18 protein-coding genes are annotated in these 20,730 nt (G+C 70.6%); 16 read left to right on the top strand and 2 right to left on the bottom strand.

The genetic code is table 11. From position 1 onward, the window contains the following. The first annotated feature begins 34 nt into the window (after nt 1-34). Nucleotides 35-580 carry an HIT family protein gene (locus ACIQMV_RS00660; RefSeq protein WP_390840828.1) on the top strand — a complete coding sequence of 182 codons (546 nt, stop codon included), beginning with the start codon at nt 35-37 and terminating at the stop codon, nt 578-580. 21 nt (nt 581-601) lie between these two features. Here ACIQMV_RS00660 and ACIQMV_RS00655 read toward each other — a convergent pair whose 3' ends face one another. Both ACIQMV_RS00655 and ACIQMV_RS00650 read right to left on the bottom strand, forming a co-directional pair. Further along, nucleotides 602-2,269: a hypothetical protein gene (locus ACIQMV_RS00655; protein ID WP_402590062.1), complete on the bottom strand. Its 1,668-nt coding sequence runs from the start codon at nt 2,267-2,269 to the stop codon at nt 602-604. 169 nt (nt 2,270-2,438) lie between these two features. Further along, a complete protein-coding gene (locus ACIQMV_RS00650; RefSeq protein ID WP_141362712.1) occupies nt 2,439-4,637 on the bottom strand; it encodes an elongation factor G-like protein EF-G2 in 2,199 nt (732 codons plus the stop codon). A gap of 227 nt (nt 4,638-4,864) precedes the next feature. Between ACIQMV_RS00650 and pgsA the strand changes: the two genes are divergently transcribed. The 15 genes from pgsA to ACIQMV_RS00575 all read left to right on the top strand — a co-directional run bounded on the left by pgsA (nt 4,865) and on the right by ACIQMV_RS00575 (nt 20,648). After that, entirely contained in the window at nt 4,865-5,593 is a 729-nt protein-coding gene (gene pgsA / locus ACIQMV_RS00645) for a phosphatidylinositol phosphate synthase (protein WP_141362714.1), read from the top strand. Next, a complete protein-coding gene (locus ACIQMV_RS00640) occupies nt 5,590-6,519 on the top strand; it encodes a phosphatidylinositol mannoside acyltransferase (protein WP_402590060.1) in 930 nt (309 codons plus the stop codon). Before pgsA ends, ACIQMV_RS00640 begins: the two co-directional genes overlap by 4 nt. Further along, a complete protein-coding gene (locus tag ACIQMV_RS00635) occupies nt 6,516-7,679 on the top strand; it encodes a glycosyltransferase family 4 protein (protein ID WP_402590059.1) in 1,164 nt (387 codons plus the stop codon). Before ACIQMV_RS00640 ends, ACIQMV_RS00635 begins: the two co-directional genes overlap by 4 nt. Nucleotides 7,680-7,748: 69 nt before the next feature. After that, complete coding sequence (locus ACIQMV_RS00630; protein ID WP_141362720.1) at nt 7,749-8,291, top strand: hypothetical protein; 543 nt, start codon at nt 7,749-7,751, stop codon at nt 8,289-8,291. Between the two features lie 204 nt (nt 8,292-8,495). After that, nucleotides 8,496-9,344: a pyridoxal 5'-phosphate synthase lyase subunit PdxS gene (gene pdxS / locus ACIQMV_RS00625; RefSeq protein ID WP_253266445.1), complete on the top strand. Its 849-nt coding sequence runs from the start codon at nt 8,496-8,498 to the stop codon at nt 9,342-9,344. Nucleotides 9,345-9,384: 40 nt separating this feature from the next. After that, nucleotides 9,385-9,993: a pyridoxal 5'-phosphate synthase glutaminase subunit PdxT gene (pdxT, locus tag ACIQMV_RS00620; RefSeq protein ID WP_401777833.1), complete on the top strand. Its 609-nt coding sequence runs from the start codon at nt 9,385-9,387 to the stop codon at nt 9,991-9,993. Nucleotides 9,994-10,040: 47 nt separating this feature from the next. Then, nucleotides 10,041-10,793 carry a YebC/PmpR family DNA-binding transcriptional regulator gene (locus ACIQMV_RS00615; protein WP_141362726.1) on the top strand — a complete coding sequence of 251 codons (753 nt, stop codon included), beginning with the start codon at nt 10,041-10,043 and terminating at the stop codon, nt 10,791-10,793. Between the two features lie 154 nt (nt 10,794-10,947). Next, nucleotides 10,948-11,505, top strand: coding sequence for a crossover junction endodeoxyribonuclease RuvC (ruvC, locus tag ACIQMV_RS00610; RefSeq protein WP_141362728.1), 558 nt, complete (start codon nt 10,948-10,950; stop codon nt 11,503-11,505). Next, entirely contained in the window at nt 11,502-12,107 is a 606-nt protein-coding gene (ruvA, locus tag ACIQMV_RS00605) for a Holliday junction branch migration protein RuvA (RefSeq protein ID WP_141362730.1), read from the top strand. Before ruvC ends, ruvA begins: the two co-directional genes overlap by 4 nt. 15 nt (nt 12,108-12,122) lie before the next feature. Beyond that, a complete protein-coding gene (gene ruvB, locus ACIQMV_RS00600; protein WP_141362732.1) occupies nt 12,123-13,217 on the top strand; it encodes a Holliday junction branch migration DNA helicase RuvB in 1,095 nt (364 codons plus the stop codon). Nucleotides 13,218-13,382: 165 nt separating this feature from the next. Continuing rightward, nucleotides 13,383-13,922, top strand: a complete 540-nt coding sequence (gene yajC, locus ACIQMV_RS00595) for a preprotein translocase subunit YajC (RefSeq protein ID WP_402590056.1) — start codon at nt 13,383-13,385, stop codon at nt 13,920-13,922. Nucleotides 13,923-14,057: 135 nt separating this feature from the next. Next, nucleotides 14,058-15,827, top strand: coding sequence for a protein translocase subunit SecD (gene secD, locus ACIQMV_RS00590; protein ID WP_402590054.1), 1,770 nt, complete (start codon nt 14,058-14,060; stop codon nt 15,825-15,827). 1 nt (nt 15,828) lies between these two features. Further along, a complete protein-coding gene (gene secF / locus ACIQMV_RS00585; RefSeq protein ID WP_401777823.1) occupies nt 15,829-16,959 on the top strand; it encodes a protein translocase subunit SecF in 1,131 nt (376 codons plus the stop codon). Then, complete coding sequence (locus tag ACIQMV_RS00580) at nt 16,956-17,495, top strand: adenine phosphoribosyltransferase (RefSeq protein WP_141362739.1); 540 nt, start codon at nt 16,956-16,958, stop codon at nt 17,493-17,495. The genes secF and ACIQMV_RS00580 overlap by 4 nt, the downstream gene beginning before the upstream one ends. Nucleotides 17,496-18,110: 615 nt before the next feature. Then, nucleotides 18,111-20,648 (top strand): RelA/SpoT family protein, encoded by a 2,538-nt coding sequence (locus tag ACIQMV_RS00575; protein WP_388476688.1) that lies wholly within the window; start codon nt 18,111-18,113, stop codon nt 20,646-20,648. The last annotated feature ends 82 nt before the right edge of the window (nt 20,649-20,730 follow it).

Genomic DNA, 20,730 nt, shown 5'->3' with positions numbered 1-20,730 from the left:
CCTGCCCGCAGGCCGCACGCCATATGCTGCACGCATGACGAGTGAGCCGGAGCAGCAGATCGGAGTGGGGACGCAGGACGCGTTCCAGCGCCTGTGGACGCCCCATCGGATGGCCTACATCCAGGGCGAGAACAAGCCGAGCGGCCCCGGTGCCGACGACGGCTGCCCCTTCTGCTCGATCCCGGCCAAGTCCGACGAGGACGGGCTGATCGTCCGGCGCGGCGAGCTGGTGTACGCGGTGCTCAATCTGTACCCCTACAACGGCGGCCACCTGATGACCGTGCCCTACCGTCACGTCGCCGACTACACCGACCTGACCGAGGCGGAGACCGCGGAGCTGGCGGAGCTGACCAAGCAGGCGATGCGGGCGCTGCGCGCCGCCTCCGGCGCCCATGGCTTCAACATCGGCATGAACCAGGGCACGGTCGCCGGCGCCGGTATCGCCGCCCATCTGCACCAGCACATCGTGCCCCGCTGGGGCGGTGACACGAACTTCATGCCGGTGGTCGGCCACACGAAGGTGCTGCCGCAGCTTCTCGCCGACACCCGCAAGATGCTCGCGGAGGCCTGGCAGGCCTAGTCCGTCCGACGGGCGTACGCCTCACGCGTCGTAGGAGTCGGCCTTCCTCGGCGACACGTCCTGGACGGCGCCGCTGAGGACCGCGGAGCGGGAGCCGAACTTCTCGACGTTCACGCCGTTCTCCTTGAGGACCTTGAGCGCCGCGGCGTGCACCACCCGCAGCACGGGGGTGGCGGCGCGCAGCGCGTCGTCGGCCATGAAGCGGTGCCGCCAGGGCTGGTCGGCCCAGGCGTGCCGCAGGCCGAACGGCTCGGGCAGGGTGAGGCTGCCGCCGAGCCACTTCAGCAGCGGCGGGTACCAGGACAGGGGGGCGCGGGCGGCGAGCCGTACCACCTCGTCGGCGTCGATCAGGGGCAGTTTCACCTTGCGGGTCTCCCAGAAGCGGAGCGCCTTCTGGACTTCCTTCTCCTTGGCCGCCGGTTTCTCGTTGAACAGGGGGTTGACCGGTCCCAGGGCGTGGCCGGTGACCTCGACGCGCAGGGTGTCGTGCAGCACCGTCACGGTGACCAGCATGGTGATGACCAGATGGCCGTCCCAGAGGGTCCACTGGACCCCGAGGTAGTGGCGGTCGCCGCTGCCGAACTGCTGCTTGTTGCAGATGTCCTGTATGGCGTGCGTCCTGACCGTGTACGTCTCGACGTCGGTGCCGCTCGGCCGGGAGACCTCCTTGGCGTTCTCCCCGATCGGTGTGACGACCCAGTGGGTGACGGTCGGCTTGGGGAAGCCGCCGGTGTTGACGGAGGTGCGTTCGAGCATGGCCAGGCCGCCCTGGATCGCGGTGATGACGTCCCAGCTGCGGAAGGGGTGGAACTCCTTGCCCGGTTCGGCGGAGACCAGTTCCTCGGCCAGCTGCCAGCTGCCCCAGCGGGTGCCCATGCCGAGTATGCCCTTGGGCCCGGCGTAGAAGACGGAGTTGGAGCGCTGCTCGGCGCTGAGCCGGGCGAGTTCCTTGCGTACTTGTTCGGCCGCGTCGCCGGGGTTGCCCGGAACGGCTTCGGGGATCTTGGCGCCCACGCCGCCGCCGGTCAGGAGGCCTTCCCAGCGCTCCCGCAGTTCGCGCGCCGAGCGTTCGCAGATCTGCTTGGCCCAGAACCAGCCGATCACGGGCATGACGACCGCCGCGCGTGCGTACCAGGCCCAGAAGTCGGTGAAGGGCATCTTGATCAGGAAGAGCACGGCGAGTGCGGCCATGGCGACCAGCAGGGTGTTGGCGAGCGCGCCGGCTCGTTTGTCCTCACGTTTGCCGATGGTGGCGCGCAAGGTGAACACGAGCAGCCACACGAAGAGGCCGGGCAGGAAGAGCAGCCCGCACAGTACCGTCACCGCCGTCAGCCAGTTGTCGCGGTCGCGGCGGATGCGGTGGGCGGCCAGGCAGTGCTCCACGACGACCTGGGGTTCGAGGCCGAAGGACTGGATGAGCGGTTTGCGCCCGGCGCCGAGCATGCGGTCGATCACCGCGCGGGAGAAGGCCTCGCCGAACCTGGGGCGGAAGATCTTCGCCCAGGGGCGCGGCAGACTGACCTTGGACTGGTGCCATTCGTTGTCCGCGGCCAGGATCTTGGTCACTTCGTCGTCCCGGTAGGCGGCCGCGGCGAGCGCGTTGGTCGCCGCCGTCTGCCCCGCCGAGCCGGACAGGGGCACCTGAGCCCCGGGACTGAAATCGAATCCGTCCGTCACTTCCGCCCCCATTGCCGCCGCTCCTGCATCTGCGGCCTTCCCGACTTCCCTGCCCCGCACACCTGTTGATCAGGTCATCAGGGTATCGGCAGCGGAGCGCGTGGACAGGTGGACGGCCGGAGCCGTCCACCTGTTCGCAACGATGCGTTCCAGTGCCCTGGTTGTGCGCCGGGCGCGCCGACTATGAGGCCTCGCGCTCCTGTTGGCGTATGCGGTCGGCCACCTGGGGCGGCATCGGCTCGTGCCGTACGTACCGTCGGTCGAAGCGGGCCGTGCCGTGCGACAGGGAGCGCAGGTCGATCGCGTACCGGCCGATCTCGATCTCGGGCACCTCGGCGCGTATCAGGGTGCGGCCGCTGCCCACCTGTTCGGTGCCGAGCACCCGGCCGCGCCGTCCGGACAAGTCGCTCATCACGGGCCCCACGTAGTCGTCGCCGACCAGCACGGTCACCTCGGCCACCGGTTCCAGCAGGTGGATCCGCGCGTCGGCCGCGGCCTCCCGCAGTGCGAGCGCCCCCGCGGTCTGGAAGGCCGCGTCGGAGGAGTCCACCGAGTGGGCCTTGCCGTCCAGCAGGGTGACGCGTACGTCGATCAGCGGGTGGCCGGCGGCGACGCCCTTGGCGGCCTGGGTCCGTACCCCCTTCTCCACCGAGGGGATGAACTGCCGTGGCACGGCTCCGCCGACGACCTTGTCCACGAACTCGATGCCCGAGCCGCCCGGCAGCGGTTCCACCTCGATCTCGCAGATGGCGTACTGGCCGTGGCCGCCGGACTGCTTGACGTGCCGTCCGCGCCCCGCGGACCGGTCCGCGAACGTCTCGCGCAGCGAGACGCGGTGCGGTACGACGTCGACCTGGACGCCGTAGCGGCTGCGCAGCCGCTCCAGGGCGACGTCGGCGTGGGCCTCGCCGAGGCACCACAGCACCACCTGGTGGGTGTCCTGGTTCTGCTCCAGGCGCATCGTCGGGTCCTCCGCGACGAGCCGGGCCAGGCCCTGGGAGAGCTTGTCCTCGTCGGGTTTGCTGTGGGCCTGGATGGCGAGGGGCAGCAGCGGGTCGGGCATCTGCCACGGCTCCATCAGCAGCGGGTCGTCCTTGGCGGAGAGCGTGTCGCCGGTCTCGGCGCGGCCCAGTTTCGCCACGCACGCGAGGTCGCCGGCGATGACGTGCGTCACCGGGCGCTGCTGCTTGCCGAAGGGGGTGGACAGGGCGCCGACCCGCTCGTCGACATCGTGGTCCTCGTGTCCGCGGTCGGCCAGGCCGTGTCCGGAGACGTGCACGGTCTCGTCGGGGCGCAGGGTGCCGGAGAAGACGCGAATCAGGGAGACGCGGCCGACGTACGGGTCGGAGGAGGTCTTGACGATCTCGGCGACCAGCGGCCCGTCCGGGTCGCACGGCCGCAGTTCGCGCGGGCCGCCGTCGATGGTGGTGACCGCGGGTGCCTCGTGCTCCAGCGGGGTGGGGAAGCCGCGGATGATCAGCTCCAGGATTTCCACGGTGCCGATGCCCTGCTTGGCGCCCTCGGCGGCGGGCGCGGCGGCCAGGACGGGGAAGAACGCCCCGCGGGCGACGGCTCGTTCCAGGTCCTCGATGAGCGTCTTGACGTCGACCTGTTCACCGCCGAGGTAGCGGTCCATGAGGGTCTCGTCCTCGCTCTCGGCGATGATGCCCTCGATCAGCCGGTTGCGGGCCTCCTCCAGCTGCGGCAGCTGGTCCTCGCCCGGTTCGGACTCCTTGCGCTCGCCGGAGGAGTAGTCGAACAGCTTCTGCGTCAGCAGTCCGACCAGACCGGTCGCGGGCGCGTGCCCGTCGGGTCCCTGCGGGCCGCGCAGCGGCAGGTAGAGGGGCAGGACGGCGTCGGGGTCGTCCGCGCCGAACGCCTCCGCGCACACCCGTGTCATCTCCTCGAAGTCCGCGCGGGCGGCCTCCAGGTGTGTGATCACGATGGCGCGGGGCATGCCGACGGCCGCGCACTCCTCCCAGACCATGCGGGTCGAGCCGTCCACGCCGTCGGAGGCCGAGACGACGAACAGGGCCGCGTCCGCGGCGCGCAGACCGGCCCTGAGTTCCCCGACGAAGTCGGCGTAGCCGGGGGTGTCCAGCACGTTGATCTTGATGCCGTCCCATTCGACGGGCACCAGGGAGAGCTGTACCGAGCGCTGCTGCCGGTGCTCGATCTCGTCGTAGTCCGAGATGCTGCCGCCGTCCTCCACGCGGCCCGCACGGTTCACCGCTCCCGCGGTCAGCGCGAGAGCCTCCACCAGGGTCGTCTTGCCCGATCCGGAGTGGCCGACCAGCACCACATTGCGTACGGATGCGGGATGGTCGGCCGCCCTTGCCCTGCCGGCGGCTCCGGGGTGGGTCTGCGTCTTGTCGCCCATGATCCTGCCTCCCGTTGAGGGTGAGGTCACTGTGGGCGCGGACACGCGGCACCGCGTGCACTGGCGGCTCCTGCGACGCCCGCGGTCCTTCGAGCTTTCCACTCCCGTCACGCTGCGTCCATACGAAGGACCCGATCCCGGCGTCGACCAGCGCTTGCGCACGGGTGGCCGCCGGTGCCCGCGGAGGTCGGGCGCCCGACCTCCGCGCACGCGCGTGCGTGGCTACGATGGGCCAGCCGGTGGCCAGCAGGGGCCGCCCGGCGACACCGACCCTCGGGAAGGCCATGCTGAACAAGTACGCGCGTGCATTCTTCACGCGTGTCCTCACACCGTTCGCCGCGTTTCTCATCCGCCGGGGCGTGAGCCCGGACACGGTCACGCTCATCGGGACCGCCGGAGTGGTCGCGGGCGCGCTGGTCTTCTACCCGCGGGGCGAGTTCTTCTGGGGCACGGTCGTGATCACGCTGTTCGTGTTCTCCGACCTCGTCGACGGCAACATGGCCCGCCAGCTCGGCCGCTCCAGCCGCTGGGGCGCCTTCCTCGACTCCACGCTCGACCGGGTCGCCGACGGCGCGATCTTCGGCGGATTCGCCCTGTGGTACGCGGGTCAGGGCAACGACAACGTGCTGTGCGCGGTGTCGATCTTCTGTCTGGCCAGCGGCCAGGTGGTGTCGTACACCAAGGCCCGGGGCGAGTCGATCGGCCTGCCGGTCGCCGTCAACGGGCTGGTCGAGCGTGCCGAGCGGCTGGTGATCTCGCTGGTCGCGGCCGGGTTCGCGGGCCTGCACAAGTTCGGGGTGCCGGGCATCCAGTACCTGCTGCCGATCGCCCTGTGGATCGTCGCCGCGGGCAGCCTGGTCACGCTGATCCAGCGGGTCGTCACGGTGCGCCGGGAGTCGGCCGAGGCGGAGGCCGAGGCGGCCCGGCGGGAGCAGGGGAGCGGAGCGGCGAAATGACCGTCCAGGAGCGGCTCACCGACGGGCTGTACGGGCTCGGCTGGGGCACCGTGAAGAAGCTCCCCGAACCGGTCGCCGCGCGACTCGGCCGCACGGTCGCCGACCTGGCCTGGCGCCAGCGGGGCAAGGGTGTGCGGCGGCTGGAGGGCAACTACGCGCGCGTGCTCCCCGACGCGACCCCCGAGCGCCTCGCCGAGCTGTCGCGTGCGGGGATGCGCTCGTACCTGCGCTACTGGATGGAGTCCTTCCGACTGCCGGCCTGGAGCGCCGAGCGGATCAGGGCGGGCTTCGACCCCAAGGACCTGCACCACCTGACCGACGGTCTGGCGGCAGGCAAGGGCGTCGTCCTCGCCCTGCCCCACCTGGCCAACTGGGACCTGGCCGGCGCCTGGGTCACCACCGAGCTGAAGACGCCGTTCACGACGGTCGCCGAGCGGCTGAAGCCGGAGACGCTCTACGACCGGTTCGTCGCCTACCGCGAGGGCCTCGGCATGGAGGTCCTGCCGCACAGCGGCGGTTCCGCGTTCGGCACGCTGGCCCGGCGGCTGCGCGACGGCGGCCTGGTCTGCCTGGTCGCCGACCGTGACCTGTCGGCCTCCGGGGTGGAGGTGACGTTCTTCGGCGAGACGGCCCGGATGCCCGCCGGGCCCGCCCTCCTCGCCCAGCAGACGGGAGCCCTGCTGCTGCCCGTCACCCTCTGGTACGACGACTCGCCCGTCATGCGGGGCCGTGTCCATCCCCCGGTCGACGTGCCCGGGACAGGTACGCGGGCCGAGAAGACGTCTGTCATGACACAGGCGCTGGCCGACGCCTTCGCCACGGGGATCGCCGAGCATCCGGAGGACTGGCACATGCTTCAGCGCTTGTGGCTCGCGGACCTGGATCCCGGGCGGGATCCGGCGCGTCCCGGGAAGGCGACGGCGTGAGGATCGGCATCGTCTGCCCGTACTCGTGGGACGTGCCCGGTGGTGTGCAGTTCCACATCCGGGACCTGGCGGAGTACTTCATCGGCCTCGGCCACGAGGTGTCCGTCCTCGCCCCCGCCGACGACGACACCCCGCTGCCGCCCTACGCCGTCTCGGCCGGCCGGGCGGTCCCGGTGCCCTACAACGGCTCGGTGGCCCGGCTCAACTTCGGCTTCCTGTCGGCGGCCCGGGTGCGGCGCTGGCTGCACGAGGGCCGGTTCGACGTGATCCACATCCACGAGCCGACCTCGCCGTCGCTGGGCCTGCTGGCCTGCTGGGCGGCCCAGGGACCGATCGTCGCCACCTTCCACACCTCCAATCCCCGGTCGCGGGCGATGATCGCCGCGTACGCCATCCTCCAGGCGGCCCTGGAGAAGATCAGCGCGCGGATCGCGGTGAGCGAGTACGCCCGCCGCACCCTCGTCGAGCACCTCGGCGGCGACGCGGTGGTCATCCCCAACGGCGTCGACGTCGACTTCTTCGCCCGTGCCGAGCCCAAGCCGGAGTGGCAGGGGGACACGATCGGTTTCATCGGCCGCATCGACGAGCCCCGCAAGGGCCTGCCCGTGCTGATGCGGGCGCTGCCCGGGATCCTCGCCGCCCGCCCGGGGGCCCGTCTGCTGGTCGCGGGCCGCGGGGACGAGGAGCAGGCGGTGGAGGACCTGCCGAGGGAACTGCGCTCGCGCGTGGAGTTCCTGGGCATGATCAGCGACGAGGACAAAGCGCGTCTCCTGCGCAGCGTGGACCTGTACGTGGCCCCGAACACCGGCGGGGAGAGCTTCGGCATCATCCTGGTCGAGGCCCTGTCGGCCGGAGCCCCGGTCCTCGCCTCGGACCTGGACGCCTTCGCCCAGGTCCTGGACCACGGCAAGGCCGGTGAACTCTTCGCCAACGAGGACGCCGACGCCCTCGCCGAAGCCGCCGTGCGCCTGCTGTCCGACCCGTCCCGCCGAGCCGAACTGCGCGAACGCGGCAGCACCCATGTGCGCCGCTTCGACTGGTCGACCGTCGGCGCCGACATCCTCTCCGTCTACGAAACGGTCACCGCCGGCGCCGCGGCCGTCGCCGCCGACGAACGCACCACGGGGCTGCGGGCCCGCCTGGGCCTGGCCCGCGACTGACCTCGGCAACGCATCCGGGACGCAAGGCCCAGGCCGTCCGGGCGGCGCGTCCCGGTAGCCTTGCCGCCCGTGACCGTAACGCTCATCTGGATTGTCGTCGCGCTCGTGGCCATCGGGCTGTATCTGAGCTGGACGGCCGGGCGGCTGGACCGGCTGCACGCCCGTATCGACGCCGCGCGGGCCGCGCTGGACGCGCAGTTGCTGCGGCGGGCCTCGGTGGCGCAGGAACTGGCCACCTCCGGCGTGCTGGACCCGGCCGCCTCCATCGTGCTGTACGAGTCCGCGCACGCCGCGCGGCAGGCCGAGGAGGAGCAACGGGAGGTCGCGGAGAGCGAGTTGAGTCAGGCTCTGCGGGCCGTGTTCGCGGAGGCCCAGCAGGTCGAGGCGGTGCGCGAGGCGCCCGGGGGAGAGGAGGCGGCGCACGAGCTGACCGAGGCCGTGCGCAGGGTGCCGATGGCGCGCCGCTTCCACAACGACGCGGTGGGAGCCGCCCGCCGGCTGCGTGAGCACCGCAAGGTGCGGTGGTTCCGGCTGGCCGGACACGCCCCTTTCCCCATGGCCTTCGAGATGGACGACGAGCCGCCGACGGCCCTGGCGGAGCGGGCCGCCTGACCGGAACCAGTGGCGCCCTTTCGGGCGGTGCCGGGCGAAAAGGATCCACCGGGTTCCCATTGGCCCTTGCCGTGGACTGGTCCAATCCCGTTTCCTCGGTGACGCACCACACCCTCTTCTCACCAAGTGAGGTCACCCGTGTCCACCACGATTTCCGACTCCGCCCAGACTCCCGAGACCGGTACCGCCCGTGTGAAGCGCGGCATGGCCGAGCAGCTCAAGGGTGGCGTGATCATGGACGTCGTCACGCCGGAGCAGGCGAAGATCGCCGAGGACGCGGGCGCCGTCGCGGTCATGGCCCTGGAGCGTGTCCCCGCCGACATCCGCAAGGACGGCGGCGTGGCCCGCATGTCCGACCCGGACATGATCGAGGGCATCATCGACGCCGTCTCCATCCCGGTCATGGCCAAGTCCCGCATCGGCCACTTCGTCGAGGCCCAGGTCCTTCAGTCGCTCGGCGTCGACTACATCGACGAGTCCGAGGTCCTCACCCCGGCCGACGAGGTCAACCACTCCGACAAGTGGGCCTTCACCACCCCCTTCGTCTGCGGCGCCACCAACCTCGGCGAGGCCCTGCGCCGGATCGCCGAGGGCGCCGCGATGATCCGCTCCAAGGGCGAGGCCGGCACCGGCAACGTCGTCGAGGCGGTCCGCCACCTGCGCCAGATCAAGAACGAGATCGCCCGCCTGCGCGGCTACGACAACCACGAGCTGTACGCCGCCGCCAAGGAGCTGCGCGCCCCGTACGAGCTGGTCAAGGAGGTCGCCGAGCTGGGCAAGCTCCCGGTCGTGCTGTTCTCCGCCGGCGGTGTGGCCACCCCCGCCGACGCGGCCCTGATGCGCCAGCTCGGCGCCGAGGGCGTCTTCGTCGGCTCCGGCATCTTCAAGTCCGGCGACCCGGCCAAGCGCGCCGCCGCCATCGTGAAGGCCACCACCTTCTACGACGACCCGAAGATCATCGCGGAGGCGTCCCGCAACCTCGGCGAGGCCATGGTCGGCATCAACTGCGACACCCTCCCCGAGACCGAGCGCTACGCCAACCGCGGCTGGTGAGCCGGCTCCGAGGGACCGCACGCAGAGAGACCCCACGTACATGACCGACTCACCCGTCATTGGCGTCCTGGCCCTTCAGGGCGACGTACGGGAGCACCTCATCGCCCTGGCCGCGGCGGACGCCGTGGCCAGGCCGGTGCGGCGCCCCGAAGAGCTCGCCGAGGTCGACGGCCTCGTCCTCCCCGGCGGCGAGTCCACCACCATCTCCAAGCTGGCCGTCCTCTTCGGAGTGATGGACCCCCTCCGCGCGCGCGTGCGGGACGGCATGCCCGTCTACGGCACCTGCGCCGGCATGATCATGCTCGCCGACAAGATCCTCGACCCGCGTTCGGGCCAGGAGACCGTCGGCGGTATCGACATGATCGTGCGCCGCAACGCCTTCGGACGGCAGAACGAGTCGTTCGAGGCCGCCGTCGACGTCAAGGGCGTTCTGGGAGATCCTGTGGAGGGCGTCTTCATCCGCGCCCCCTGGGTCGAGTCCGTCGGCGCCGGGGCCGAGGTGCTCGCCGAGCACGACGGCCACATCGTCGCGGTCCGTCAGGGCAACGCGCTGGCCACGTCGTTCCACCCGGAGCTGACCGGCGACCACCGTGTGCACGCCCTGTTCGTCGACATGGTGCGCGCGAACCGGACACCGGAGTCCTTGTAGGATTCCTGCGTTCGTACGCAGACGGGTTACGCGAAGGAGACAGGCAGATGTCCGGCCACTCTAAATGGGCCACGACGAAGCACAAGAAGGCCGTCATCGATGCCAAGCGCGGCAAGCTCTTCGCGAAGCTGATCAAGAACATCGAGGTCGCGGCTCGCATGGGCGGCGTCGACCTGGACGGCAACCCGACGCTCTACGACGCCGTGCAGAAGGCCAAGAAGCAGTCGGTGCCGAACAAGAACATCGACTCGGCCATCAAGCGCGGCGGCGGTCTCGAGGCCGGCGGCGCCGACTACGAGACGATCATGTACGAGGGTTACGGGCCGAACGGTGTCGCGGTGCTCATCGAGTGCCTCACCGACAACCGCAACCGCGCCGCCTCCGACGTCCGCGTCGCCATGACCCGCAACGGCGGCTCCATGGCCGACCCGGGCTCGGTGTCGTACCTCTTCAACCGCAAGGGCGTCGTGATCGTCCCCAAGGGCGACTTGGCGGAGGACGACGTCCTGACGGCCGTCCTGGAAGCGGGCGCCGAGGAGGTCAACGACATCGGCGAGTCCTTCGAGGTGCTCAGCGAGGCCACCGACCTGGTGGCGGTCCGCACCGCCCTCCAGGAGGCCGGCATCGACTACGACTCCGCCGAGGCCAACTTCGTCCCCACCATGCAGGTGGAGCTGGACGAGGAAGGTGCCAAGAAGATCTTCAAGCTGATCGACGCGCTCGAGGACAGCGACGACGTGCAGAACGTCTTCGCCAACTTCGACGTCAGCGACGAGATCATGGAGAAGGTCGAGGCGTAACGCCGCCGCGGACGCGCGGTCGCCCCGCACGCATGACGGGCCGGTGGGACATTCCCGCCGGCCCGCCGTCGTTGTCGGTGGCAGCGGATAGCCTGGCGTCAGGCAAAGATCACCACCACGGACCGCGACCATGTCACGAGGGGAGGGGACACGCGTGCGCGTACTGGGAGTCGACCCCGGACTGACCCGCTGCGGCGTCGGTGTCGTCGAGGGAGTCGCGGGCCGGCCGCTGACCATGCTCGGCGTCGGAGTCGTCCGCACCCCCGTGGACGCCGACCTGAGCCACCGCCTGGTCGCCGTCGAGCAGGGGATAGAGCGGTGGCTGGACGAGCACCGCCCCGAATACGTGGCGGTGGAACGCGTCTTCAGCCAGCACAACGTGCGCACGGTGATGGGCACCGCCCAGGCGAGCGCCGTGGCGATGCTGTGCGCGGCCCGCCGCGGCATCCCGGTCGCCCTGCACACCCCCAGCGAGGTCAAGGCCGCCGTCACCGGAAGCGGCCGCGCCGACAAGGCGCAGGTCGGCGCCATGGTCACCCGGCTGCTGCGGCTCGCCGCGCCCCCCAAGCCGGCCGACGCCGCCGACGCTCTCGCCCTGGCCATCTGCCACATCTGGCGAGCCCCCGCCCAGAACCGGCTCCAGCAGGCCGTCGCCGCGCACGCGGCCGGACACCCGACGACAACGACGACAACGAAAGGCCGTACGGCATGATCGCCTTCGTCAGCGGCACGGTCGCAGCCCTCGCCCCCGACGCCGCGGTGATCGAGGTCGGCGGTGTCGGCATGGCCGTGCAGTGCACCCCGAACACGCTGTCCACGCTCCGCCTCGGCCGGCCGTCCAGGCTCGCCACCTCCCTCGTCGTACGGGAGGACTCACTGACCCTGTACGGCTTCGCGGACGACGACGAGCGCCAGGTCTTCGAGCTGCTGCAGACCGCCAGCGGGGTGGGACCGCGGCTCGCCCAGGCGATGCTGGCCGTGCACACGCCCGACGCCCTGCGCCGGGCCGTCGCCACCGGCGACGAGAAGGCCCTCACCGCCGTCCCGGGCATCGGCAAGAAGGGCGCCCAGAAGCTCCTGCTGGAGCTCAAGGACCGGCTCGGCGAGCCCATCGGCGCACCCGTCGTCGGCGCACCGGTCACCCAGGGCTGGCGCGACCAGCTGCACGCGGCGCTGATCGGCCTCGGGTACGCCACCCGCGAGGCCGACGAGGCGGTGACCGCCGTGGCACCCCAGGCCGAGGCCGCCGGCGGCACGCCCCAGGTGGGCCAGTTGCTCAAGGCGGCCCTGCAGACCCTGAACCGAGCCCGCTGAGCCAGGAGTACGTGAGTGAACTGGGACGACACGACCGACACGCCCGCCGCCGAGGAGCGCGTCGGCCCCGGGGCGGAGCGGCTGGTGGGCTCCGCCGCCGACGGTGAGGACCAGGCCGTCGAGGCTGCCCTGCGCCCCAAGGACCTGGGCGAGTTCATCGGCCAGGAGAAGGTCCGCGAGCAGCTCGACCTCGTGCTGCGCGCCGCCCGGGCGCGCGGCGCCACCGCCGACCACGTGCTGCTGTCCGGCGCCCCCGGCCTGGGAAAGACCACTCTGTCCATGATCATCGCGGCCGAGATGGGCGCCCCCATCCGCATCACCTCGGGTCCCGCCATCCAGCACGCCGGCGACCTCGCGGCCATCCTGTCCTCCCTCCAGGAGGGCGAGGTGCTCTTCCTCGACGAGATCCACCGCATGTCGAGGCCCGCCGAGGAGATGCTCTACATGGCGATGGAGGACTTCCGGGTCGACGTGATCGTCGGCAAGGGGCCCGGCGCCACCGCCATCCCGCTCGAACTGCCTCCCTTCACCCTCGTGGGCGCCACCACACGCGCGGGCCTGCTGCCACCCCCGCTGCGCGACCGCTTCGGCTTCACCGCGCACATGGAGTTCTACGGGCCCGCGGAGCTGGAGCGCGTCGTCCACCGCTCGGCGAACCTGCTCGACGTCCGGATCGACACCGACGGCGCCGCCGAGATCGCCGGCCGCTCCCGGGGCACCCCGCGCATCGCCAACCGCCTGCTGCGCCGCGTCCGCGACTACGCGCAGGTCAAGGCAGACGGGACCATCACGCGCGAGATCGCCGCCGCGGCCCTGGCGGTCTACGAGGTCGACGCCCGCGGCCTCGACCGGCTCGACCGGGCGGTCCTCGAGGCACTGCTGAAGCTCTTCGGCGGCGGCCCGGTCGGCCTGTCGACGCTCGCGGTCGCCGTGGGCGAGGAGCGTGAGACCGTCGAGGAGGTTGCCGAGCCGTTCCTCGTCCGCGAGGGCCTGCTCGCCCGCACTCCGCGCGGCCGTGTTGCCACCCCCGCCGCCTGGGCGCACCTCGGTCTCACCCCGCCCGGCTCGTCAGCTGCGGGAAACGGACAACAGGGCCTGTTCGGGGCGTGAGGGCTGAGGTATTGGCCCGGGGAGGAACCCAGGTGTCATGCTGAGCGTTGTTCCTTGCATGCGGACTCGCCTAGACTCCGCCGATGCCGCCTTTGTAGGCAGTACACATACCCCCAACCAATCAGGCCGCTCCCCATCGCGGTCGTGTGAAGGAAGTTCCGACCCGTGAGTCTCGTGACCCTCCTCCCGTTCATCGTGCTCATCGGGGCCATGTTCCTGATGACCCGGTCGGCCAAGAAGAAGCAGCAGCAGGCCGCGGACATGCGCGACCAGATGCAGCCCGGTAGTGGTATCCGCACCATCGGGGGCATGTACGCCACGGTCAAGGAGGTCAACGACGACACGGTCCTCCTCGACGCGGGCCCGGGCGTCGATCTGCTGTTCGCCAAGAACGCGATCGCGACCGTCCTGAGCGACGACGAGTACAACCGCATCGTCCACGGCGTCGAGCACGACCTGAAGTCCGACGCCGACCTCGTCCCCGACGACGCCTCCTCCCTCACCGGTGCCGACGAGTCCGCCGACACCGACACCGACGGCGCCTCCGACGACAAGCCCATCGACCTCGGCAAGAAGGACGCGGCCGAGGACCCGGCCGAGTCGGCCGAGGACCCGGCCGAGTCGGCCGAGGAGCCGGCCGACGCGGCCGAGGCGAAGGCGGAGGACGAGCCGAAGAAGACCGACGGCGACTCCGAGGCGAAGTAGTCACCACCCAGGGCGCGCGGCACGACCTGCGCGCGCCCTGGGATGCGTTCACTTCGCGCGGGATTCCGACACCATGTGATGGCCGTCGCCGAGCTCACCCGGCGCGGGACGGCCCGAGAGGGAGTAGCTGAAAAGGTGGCTGTATCCAAAAAGGGACGCAGTGCGAGCGCCCAGAGCAAGCCGGGGCGCTCGCTGGCCCTCATTCTGATCGCCATCGTGGCGCTCACCGGAGGCATGTTCGTCACCGGCAACACCGCTCCGCGCCTGGGCATCGACCTGGCCGGCGGTACGAGTATCACGCTGCGGGCGGTACCGGAGCGCGGTCAGGAATCCGCGGTCAACAAGGCCAACATGGACACGGCTGTCAACATCATGGAACGCCGTGTCAATGGTCTCGGTGTATCGGAGGCCGAGGTCCAGACCCAGGGGAATGACAACATCATTGTCAACATCCCCAAGGGCACCAACTCCAAGCAGGCCCGGGAGCAGGTCGGCACCACCGCGAAGCTGTACTTCCGCCCGGTCCTCGCCACCGACATCAGCGGCGCCGCCCCGGCCGAGCCGTCGCCCAGCACCTCCCACAAGGCGACCGACAAGTCCACCGGCGCGGCGACCCCCTCCGGTTCCCCGACTCCCTCGGCCACCGAGACCAAGCAGGGCCGCCCGGTCACCGACGCTCTGAAGGCGGACGCCACCCCGTCCGCGAACGGCTCCCCGGCCAGCCCGAACGCCTCGGCGAGCCCGTCGGCCTCCACCAGCGCCGCACCGTCCCCGAGCAGCGGCTCCGGTGACGCGAACAGCAAGCTCCAGGCCGAGTACGCCGCCCTGGACTGCAGCAAGCAGGACGTGCGTGCCACCGCCGGCAAGGGCGTGCTGCCCACCGAGTCGACCGTCGCCTGCGGCCAGAACTCGCAGGGCCAGTGGCAGAAGTACCTGCTCGGCCCCGCCCAGGTGGACGGCACCGACGTCGACAAGGCGCAAGCGGTCTTCGACACGCAGGGTGCCTCCGGCTGGATCGTCCAGCTCGACTTCACGAGCAAGGGCGGCAAGAAGTTTGCGGACATCACCGGCAGGCTGGCTCAGAACCAGTCCCCGCAGAACCAGTTCGCCATCGTCCTGGACGGCGACGTGGTCTCGGACCCGTACGTGCGCAGCGCCATCACCGGTGGCAACGCCCAGATCTCGGGCAGTTTCGACCAGCAGTCCGCTCAGAGCCTCGCCAACATGCTGTCCTACGGCTCGCTGCCGCTGACCTTCAAGGAGGACAGCGTCACCACCGTGACCGCCGCGCTCGGCGGCGAGCAGCTGCACGCCGGTCTGATCGCGGGCGCCATCGGCCTGGCCCTGGTCGTGATCTACCTGGTGGTCTACTACCGCGGCCTGGCGATGATCGCCATCACTTCGCTGATGGTCTCCGCGATGCTGACGTACACCCTCATGTCGCTGCTCGGCCCGACCATCGGCTTCGCGCTGAACCTGCCGGCCGTGTGCGGCGCGATCGTCGCGATCGGTATCACCGCGGACTCGTTCATCGTGTTCTTCGAACGCATAAGGGACGAGATCCGCGAGGGCCGCTCGCTGCGCCCCGCCGTGGAGCGCGGCTGGCCGCGGGCCCGGCGTACCGTCCTCGTCTCGGACTTCGTGTCGTTCCTGGCCGCCGCCGTGCTGTTCATCGTGACCGTCGGCAAGGTGCAGGGCTTCGCGTTCACGCTCGGTCTGACCACGGTGCTCGACGTGGTCGTCATCTTCCTGTTCACCAAGCCGCTGATGACGATTCTCGCCCGTCGGAAGTTCTTCGCGAGTGGCCACAGCTGGTCGGGACTGGATCCCAAGCGCCTGGGCGCCAAGCCTCCGTTGCGCCGCACCCGCCGTCCCTCCGCCCCCATCGAGACGAAGGAGGCGTGAGGTGTCCAAACTCGGCAACCTCGGCGCCCGACTGCACCACGGCGAGGTCGGCTACGACTTCATCAAGAACCGCAAGATCTGGTACGGCATCTCCATCCTGATCACCATCACGGCCATCCTGGGCCTGGCGGTGCGTGGCCTGAACATGGGCATCGAGTTCCAGGGCGGAGCGGTCTTCACCACGCCGAAGCACATGAGCGCGTCGGTGGCCCAGGCGGAGAGCTACGCCCACGACGCCGCCTCCGGCGCGGAGTCGATCGTGCAGAAGCTCGGTGACGGCACCCTGCGCATCCAGATCGCCGGCATCGAGACCGGCAAGTCCGACCAGGTCAAGGAAGCTCTGGCCAAGGACCTGAAGGTCAATCCGGAGCACATCAACGCCGACCTGGTCGGTCCTAGCTGGGGTGAGCAGATCGCCAACAAGGCCTGGCAGGGCCTGGGGATCTTCATGGTCCTGGTCGTGATCTACCTGGCGATCGCGTTCGAGTGGCGTATGGCGCTGGCCGCGCTCGTCGCGCTGATCCACGACCTGACGATCACCACCGGCGTCTACGCCCTCGTCGGCTTCGAGGTCACGCCCGGTACGGTGATCGGTCTGCTGACGATCCTCGGTTACTCGCTCTACGACACGGTCGTCGTCTTCGACAGCCTCAAGGAGCAGACGAAGGACATCACCCGGCAGACCCGCTGGACGTACAGCGAGATCGCGAACCGCTCGATCAACGGCACGCTGATCCGTTCCATCAACACCACCGTGGTGGCGCTGCTGCCGGTGGCGGGCCTGCTGTTCATCGGCGGCGGTGTGCTCGGCGCGGGCATGCTGAACGACATCTCGCTGTCGCTGTTCGTCGGCCTCGCGGCCGGTGCGTACTCCTCGATCTTCATCGCCACGCCGCTCGTCGCCGATCTCAAGGAGCTCGAGCCGCAGATGAAGGCCCTCAAGAAGCGCGTGCTCGCCAAGCGGGCGCACGCGGCGGCGCAGGGCGAGCCCCTGGAGGCGGAGTCCGCCGGGGTCACCGCCGGTGACGAGCCGGAGGACCCGGAGGACGCCGCACCCGCCGTGGTGGGCCCGCGCAACCAGCCCGCCTCCCGCGGCCGGGGCCGCGGCCGACCCTCGGGGAAGCGACGATGACCGACGTCCAGGAGCTGCTGCTCAGCCGCATCCGTGATGTGGCCGACTATCCGTCGCCGGGGGTGATGTTCAAGGACATCACCCCGCTCCTGGCGGATCCGGCGGCGTTCACCGTCCTCACGGACGCGCTGGCGGAGGTCGGCACCCGGGAGGGGGCGACGAAGGTCGTCGGCCTGGAGGCCCGAGGCTTCATCCTCGGCGCCCCGGTCGCGCTCCGCGCGGGCCTCGGCTTCATCCCCGTGCGCAAGGCGGGCAAGCTCCCCGGAGCGACGCTGAGCCAGGCGTACGACCTGGAGTACGGCTCGGCGGAGATCGAGGTCCACGCGGAGGATCTGAGCGCGGGGGACCGTGTTCTCGTCGTCGACGACGTGCTCGCGACGGGAGGTACCGCGGAGGCGTCCATCCAGCTCATCCGGCGGGCCGGGGCGGAGGTCGCCGGTGTGGCGGTACTGATGGAACTCGGGTTTCTCGGTGGGCGGACCCGGTTGGAGCCGGCGTTGTCGGGGGCGCCGCTGGAGGCGCTCCTCCGGCTCTGAGTGTGGTGTGTGGGGGCCTGGGGCTTGGTGCCTCGGGCCCCCTGTTCCGGGGCTGCGCCCCCGCTCCGCCCACCCGTCTCGGTGGGTGGGTAGGGTCCCGTCCCCGGGGCTTCGCCCCAGACCTCGGCGGGGCTTCGCCCCTGCACCCCTGGCTTTCCCGGCCGCCCACCCGTCTTGGTGAGTGAAGAGGATCCCTCCCTGGGCTTCGCCCCAGACCCCGGCGGGGGCTTCGCCCCCTGCACCCCCGGCTTTCCCACCCGGCCACCCGTTTCGGTGGGTGAAAAGGGCCCGTCCCTGGGGCTTCGCCCCAGACCCCAGCGGAAGCTCTGCCCCCTGCACTCCCGGTTTCCCGGCCGTCTGCCCGGCTCGGTGGGGGAGAGGCGCCCTCCTGGGGCTCTGCCCAGGTCCCGGCGGGGGCTTCGGACCCCGTACAACGGGCGGTGCCCGGTTGTTCGGGGGCTTGAAAGGGGGGTACCGGAATCTCGTGTCCGTCTTGTGTGTTAGTCCCGTAAACGGTCCTTCGATCGGGCTGGAGGGGATCCCGGAGCTCTGGATCGCTACCATGGGGGCTCCGGAGCCTGACTGGGGGACCCGGATCGCGCACGAGGAGTCCTCTTGCCAGACGAGGCCCAGCCACTGACCGCCGCCAAGCCCGAGTCCGCCTCGGCGCCCGCGGCGAAGCCCGCGCCGCACGCGAAGAGCGACACCCGTGGGACGGCCGAGCACGCCCAGTCCGCCCCCGTAGGCAAGTCGACCGAGGCCGCGCGCCCCAAGCCGGCCCCGACCGAGCGTCCCGCGCCGCCGCCCGTCGTGCGCCCCTCCGTCGGCCAGCCCGGCCGTTCCGGCTCCTCCAACCGCGTCCGCGCCCGCCTCGCCCGTCTCGGCGTGCAGCGCGCCAACCCGTACAACCCGGTGCTGGAGCCGCTGCTGCGGATAGTGCGCAGCAACGACCCGAAGATCGAGAACTCGACCCTGCGCCAGATCGAGCGCGCCTACCAGGTCGCCGAGCGCTGGCACCGCGGCCAGAAGCGCAAGAGCGGCGACCCGTACATCACGCACCCGCTCGCCGTGACCACCATCCTGGCCGAACTCGGCATGGACCCGGCCACGCTGATGGCGGGGCTGCTGCACGACACCGTCGAGGACACCGAGTACGGCCTGGACCAGCTGCGCCGCGACTTCGGCGACACCGTCGCCCTGCTCGTCGACGGCGTCACCAAGCTGGACAAGGTCAAGTTCGGCGAGGCCGCGCAGGCCGAGACCGTACGCAAGATGGTCGTCGCCATGGCCAAGGACCCCCGCGTCCTGGTCATCAAGCTCGCCGACCGCCTGCACAACATGCGCACCATGCGTTACCTCAAGCGCGAGAAGCAGGAGAAGAAGGCCCGCGAGACGCTTGAGATCTACGCCCCGCTCGCCCACCGGCTGGGCATGAACACCATCAAGTGGGAGCTGGAGGACCTCGCCTTCGCGATCCTCTACCCCAAGATGTACGACGAGATCGTCCGCCTCGTCGCCGAGCGCGCCCCCAAGCGGGACGAGTACCTCGCCATCGTGACCGACGAGGTCCAGGCCGACCTGCGCGCCGCGCGCATCAAGGCGACCGTCACCGGCCGGCCCAAGCACTACTACAGCGTCTACCAGAAGATGATCGTCCGCGGCCGTGACTTCGCGGAGATCTACGACCTGGTGGGCATCCGCGTCCTGGTCGACACGGTCCGCGACTGCTACGCCGCTCTCGGCACCGTGCACGCGCGATGGAACCCGGTCCCCGGCCGGTTCAAGGACTACATCGCGATGCCCAAGTTCAACATGTACCAGTCGCTGCACACGACGGTCATCGGCCCCAACGGCAAGCCGGTCGAGCTGCAGATCCGCACCTTCGACATGCACCGCCGCGCCGAGTACGGCATCGCCGCGCACTGGAAGTACAAGCAGGAGGCCGTCGCCGGCGCCTCCAAGGTCCGTACCGACGCGCCGAAGCCCGCCGGCAAGGCCGGCAAGGACGCGGGCGCCATCAACGACATGGCGTGGCTGCGGCAGTTGCTGGACTGGCAGAAGGAGACCGAGGACCCCGGCGAGTTCCTGGAGTCGCTGCGCTTCGACCTGTCCCGCAACGAGGTCTTCGTCTTCACGCCCAAGGGCGACGTCATAGCGCTCCCGGCGGGCGCCACCCCGGTGGACTTCGCCTACGCCGTCCACACCGAGGTCGGCCACCGCACCATAGGAGCACGCGTCAACGGCCGGCTCGTTCCGCTGGAGTCGACCCTGGACAACGGCGACCTGGTGGAGGTCTTCACCTCCAAGGCGGCCGGCGCCGGTCCCTCCCGCGACTGGCTCGGCTTCGTCAAGTCCCCGCGCGCCCGCAACAAGATCCGGGCCTGGTTCTCCAAGGAGCGCCGGGACGAGGCGATCGAGCAGGGCAAGGACGCCATCGTCCGCGCGATGCGCAAGCAGAACCTGCCGATCCAGCGCATCCTGACCGGCGACTCCCTGGTCACCCTCGCGCACGAGATGCGCTACTCGGACATCTCCGCGCTGTACGCGGCGATCGGCGAGGGGCACGTCTCCGCGCCGAACATCGTGCAGAAACTGGTGCAGGCGCTCGGCGGCGAGGAGGCGGCCACCGAGGAGATCGACGAGAGCGTGCCGCCCTCGCGCGGACGCTCCCGCAAGCGCCGCTCCAGCGCCGACCCGGGTGTCGTCGTCAAGGGCGTCGACGACGTGTGGGTCAAGCTGGCCCGCTGCTGCACTCCGGTACCCGGCGACCCGATCATCGGCTTCGTCACGCGGGGTAGTGGCGTATCGGTTCACCGCAGTGACTGCGTCAACGTGGAGTCACTGTCGCGTGAGCCGGAGCGGATCCTCGACGTCGAGTGGGCGCCCACCCAGTCCTCGGTCTTCCTGGTCGCCATCCAGGTCGAGGCCCTGGACCGCTCCCGTCTGCTCTCGGACGTCACACGCGTCCTGTCCGACCAGCACGTCAACATCCTCTCCGCGGCCGTCCAGACCTCCCGCGACCGCGTCGCCACCTCCCGCTTCACCTTCGAGATGGGCGACCCCAAGCACCTGGGCCACGTCCTGAAGGCCGTGCGGGGCGTGGAGGGCGTCTACGACGTCTACCGGGTCACGTCGGCGCGCAGCCGGGCGTAGCCGCCACCGGACGAGTACGGGGAAAGACAAGTACAGAGAACGGCTGAGGGCCCCCGTAGGCGCTACGGGGGCCCTCAGCCGT

The organism is Streptomyces sp. NPDC091412 (assembly GCF_044756885.1).
Classification (GTDB): domain Bacteria; phylum Actinomycetota; class Actinomycetes; order Streptomycetales; family Streptomycetaceae; genus Streptomyces.
Note: the sequence above shows the minus strand (reverse complement) of the source record. Positions and strands in the feature narration are given on the sequence as shown.

Coding starts and splice junctions, on each gene's coding strand:
- pdxS (WP_253266445.1), top strand. CDS start 8,496: ATGGCCGAGCAGCTCAAGGGTGGCGTGATCATGGACGTCGTCACGCCG.
- ruvA (WP_141362730.1), top strand. CDS start 11,502: ATGATCGCCTTCGTCAGCGGCACGGTCGCAGCCCTCGCCCCCGACGCC.
- ACIQMV_RS00615 (WP_141362726.1), top strand. CDS start 10,041: ATGTCCGGCCACTCTAAATGGGCCACGACGAAGCACAAGAAGGCCGTC.
- ACIQMV_RS00580 (WP_141362739.1), top strand. CDS start 16,956: ATGACCGACGTCCAGGAGCTGCTGCTCAGCCGCATCCGTGATGTGGCC.
- ACIQMV_RS00660 (WP_390840828.1), top strand. CDS start 35: ATGACGAGTGAGCCGGAGCAGCAGATCGGAGTGGGGACGCAGGACGCG.
- ACIQMV_RS00650 (WP_141362712.1), bottom strand. CDS start 4,637: ATGGGCGACAAGACGCAGACCCACCCCGGAGCCGCCGGCAGGGCAAGG.
- ACIQMV_RS00640 (WP_402590060.1), top strand. CDS start 5,590: ATGACCGTCCAGGAGCGGCTCACCGACGGGCTGTACGGGCTCGGCTGG.
- pgsA (WP_141362714.1), top strand. CDS start 4,865: ATGGGCCAGCCGGTGGCCAGCAGGGGCCGCCCGGCGACACCGACCCTC.
- ACIQMV_RS00655 (WP_402590062.1), bottom strand. CDS start 2,269: ATGGGGGCGGAAGTGACGGACGGATTCGATTTCAGTCCCGGGGCTCAG.
- pdxT (WP_401777833.1), top strand. CDS start 9,385: ATGACCGACTCACCCGTCATTGGCGTCCTGGCCCTTCAGGGCGACGTA.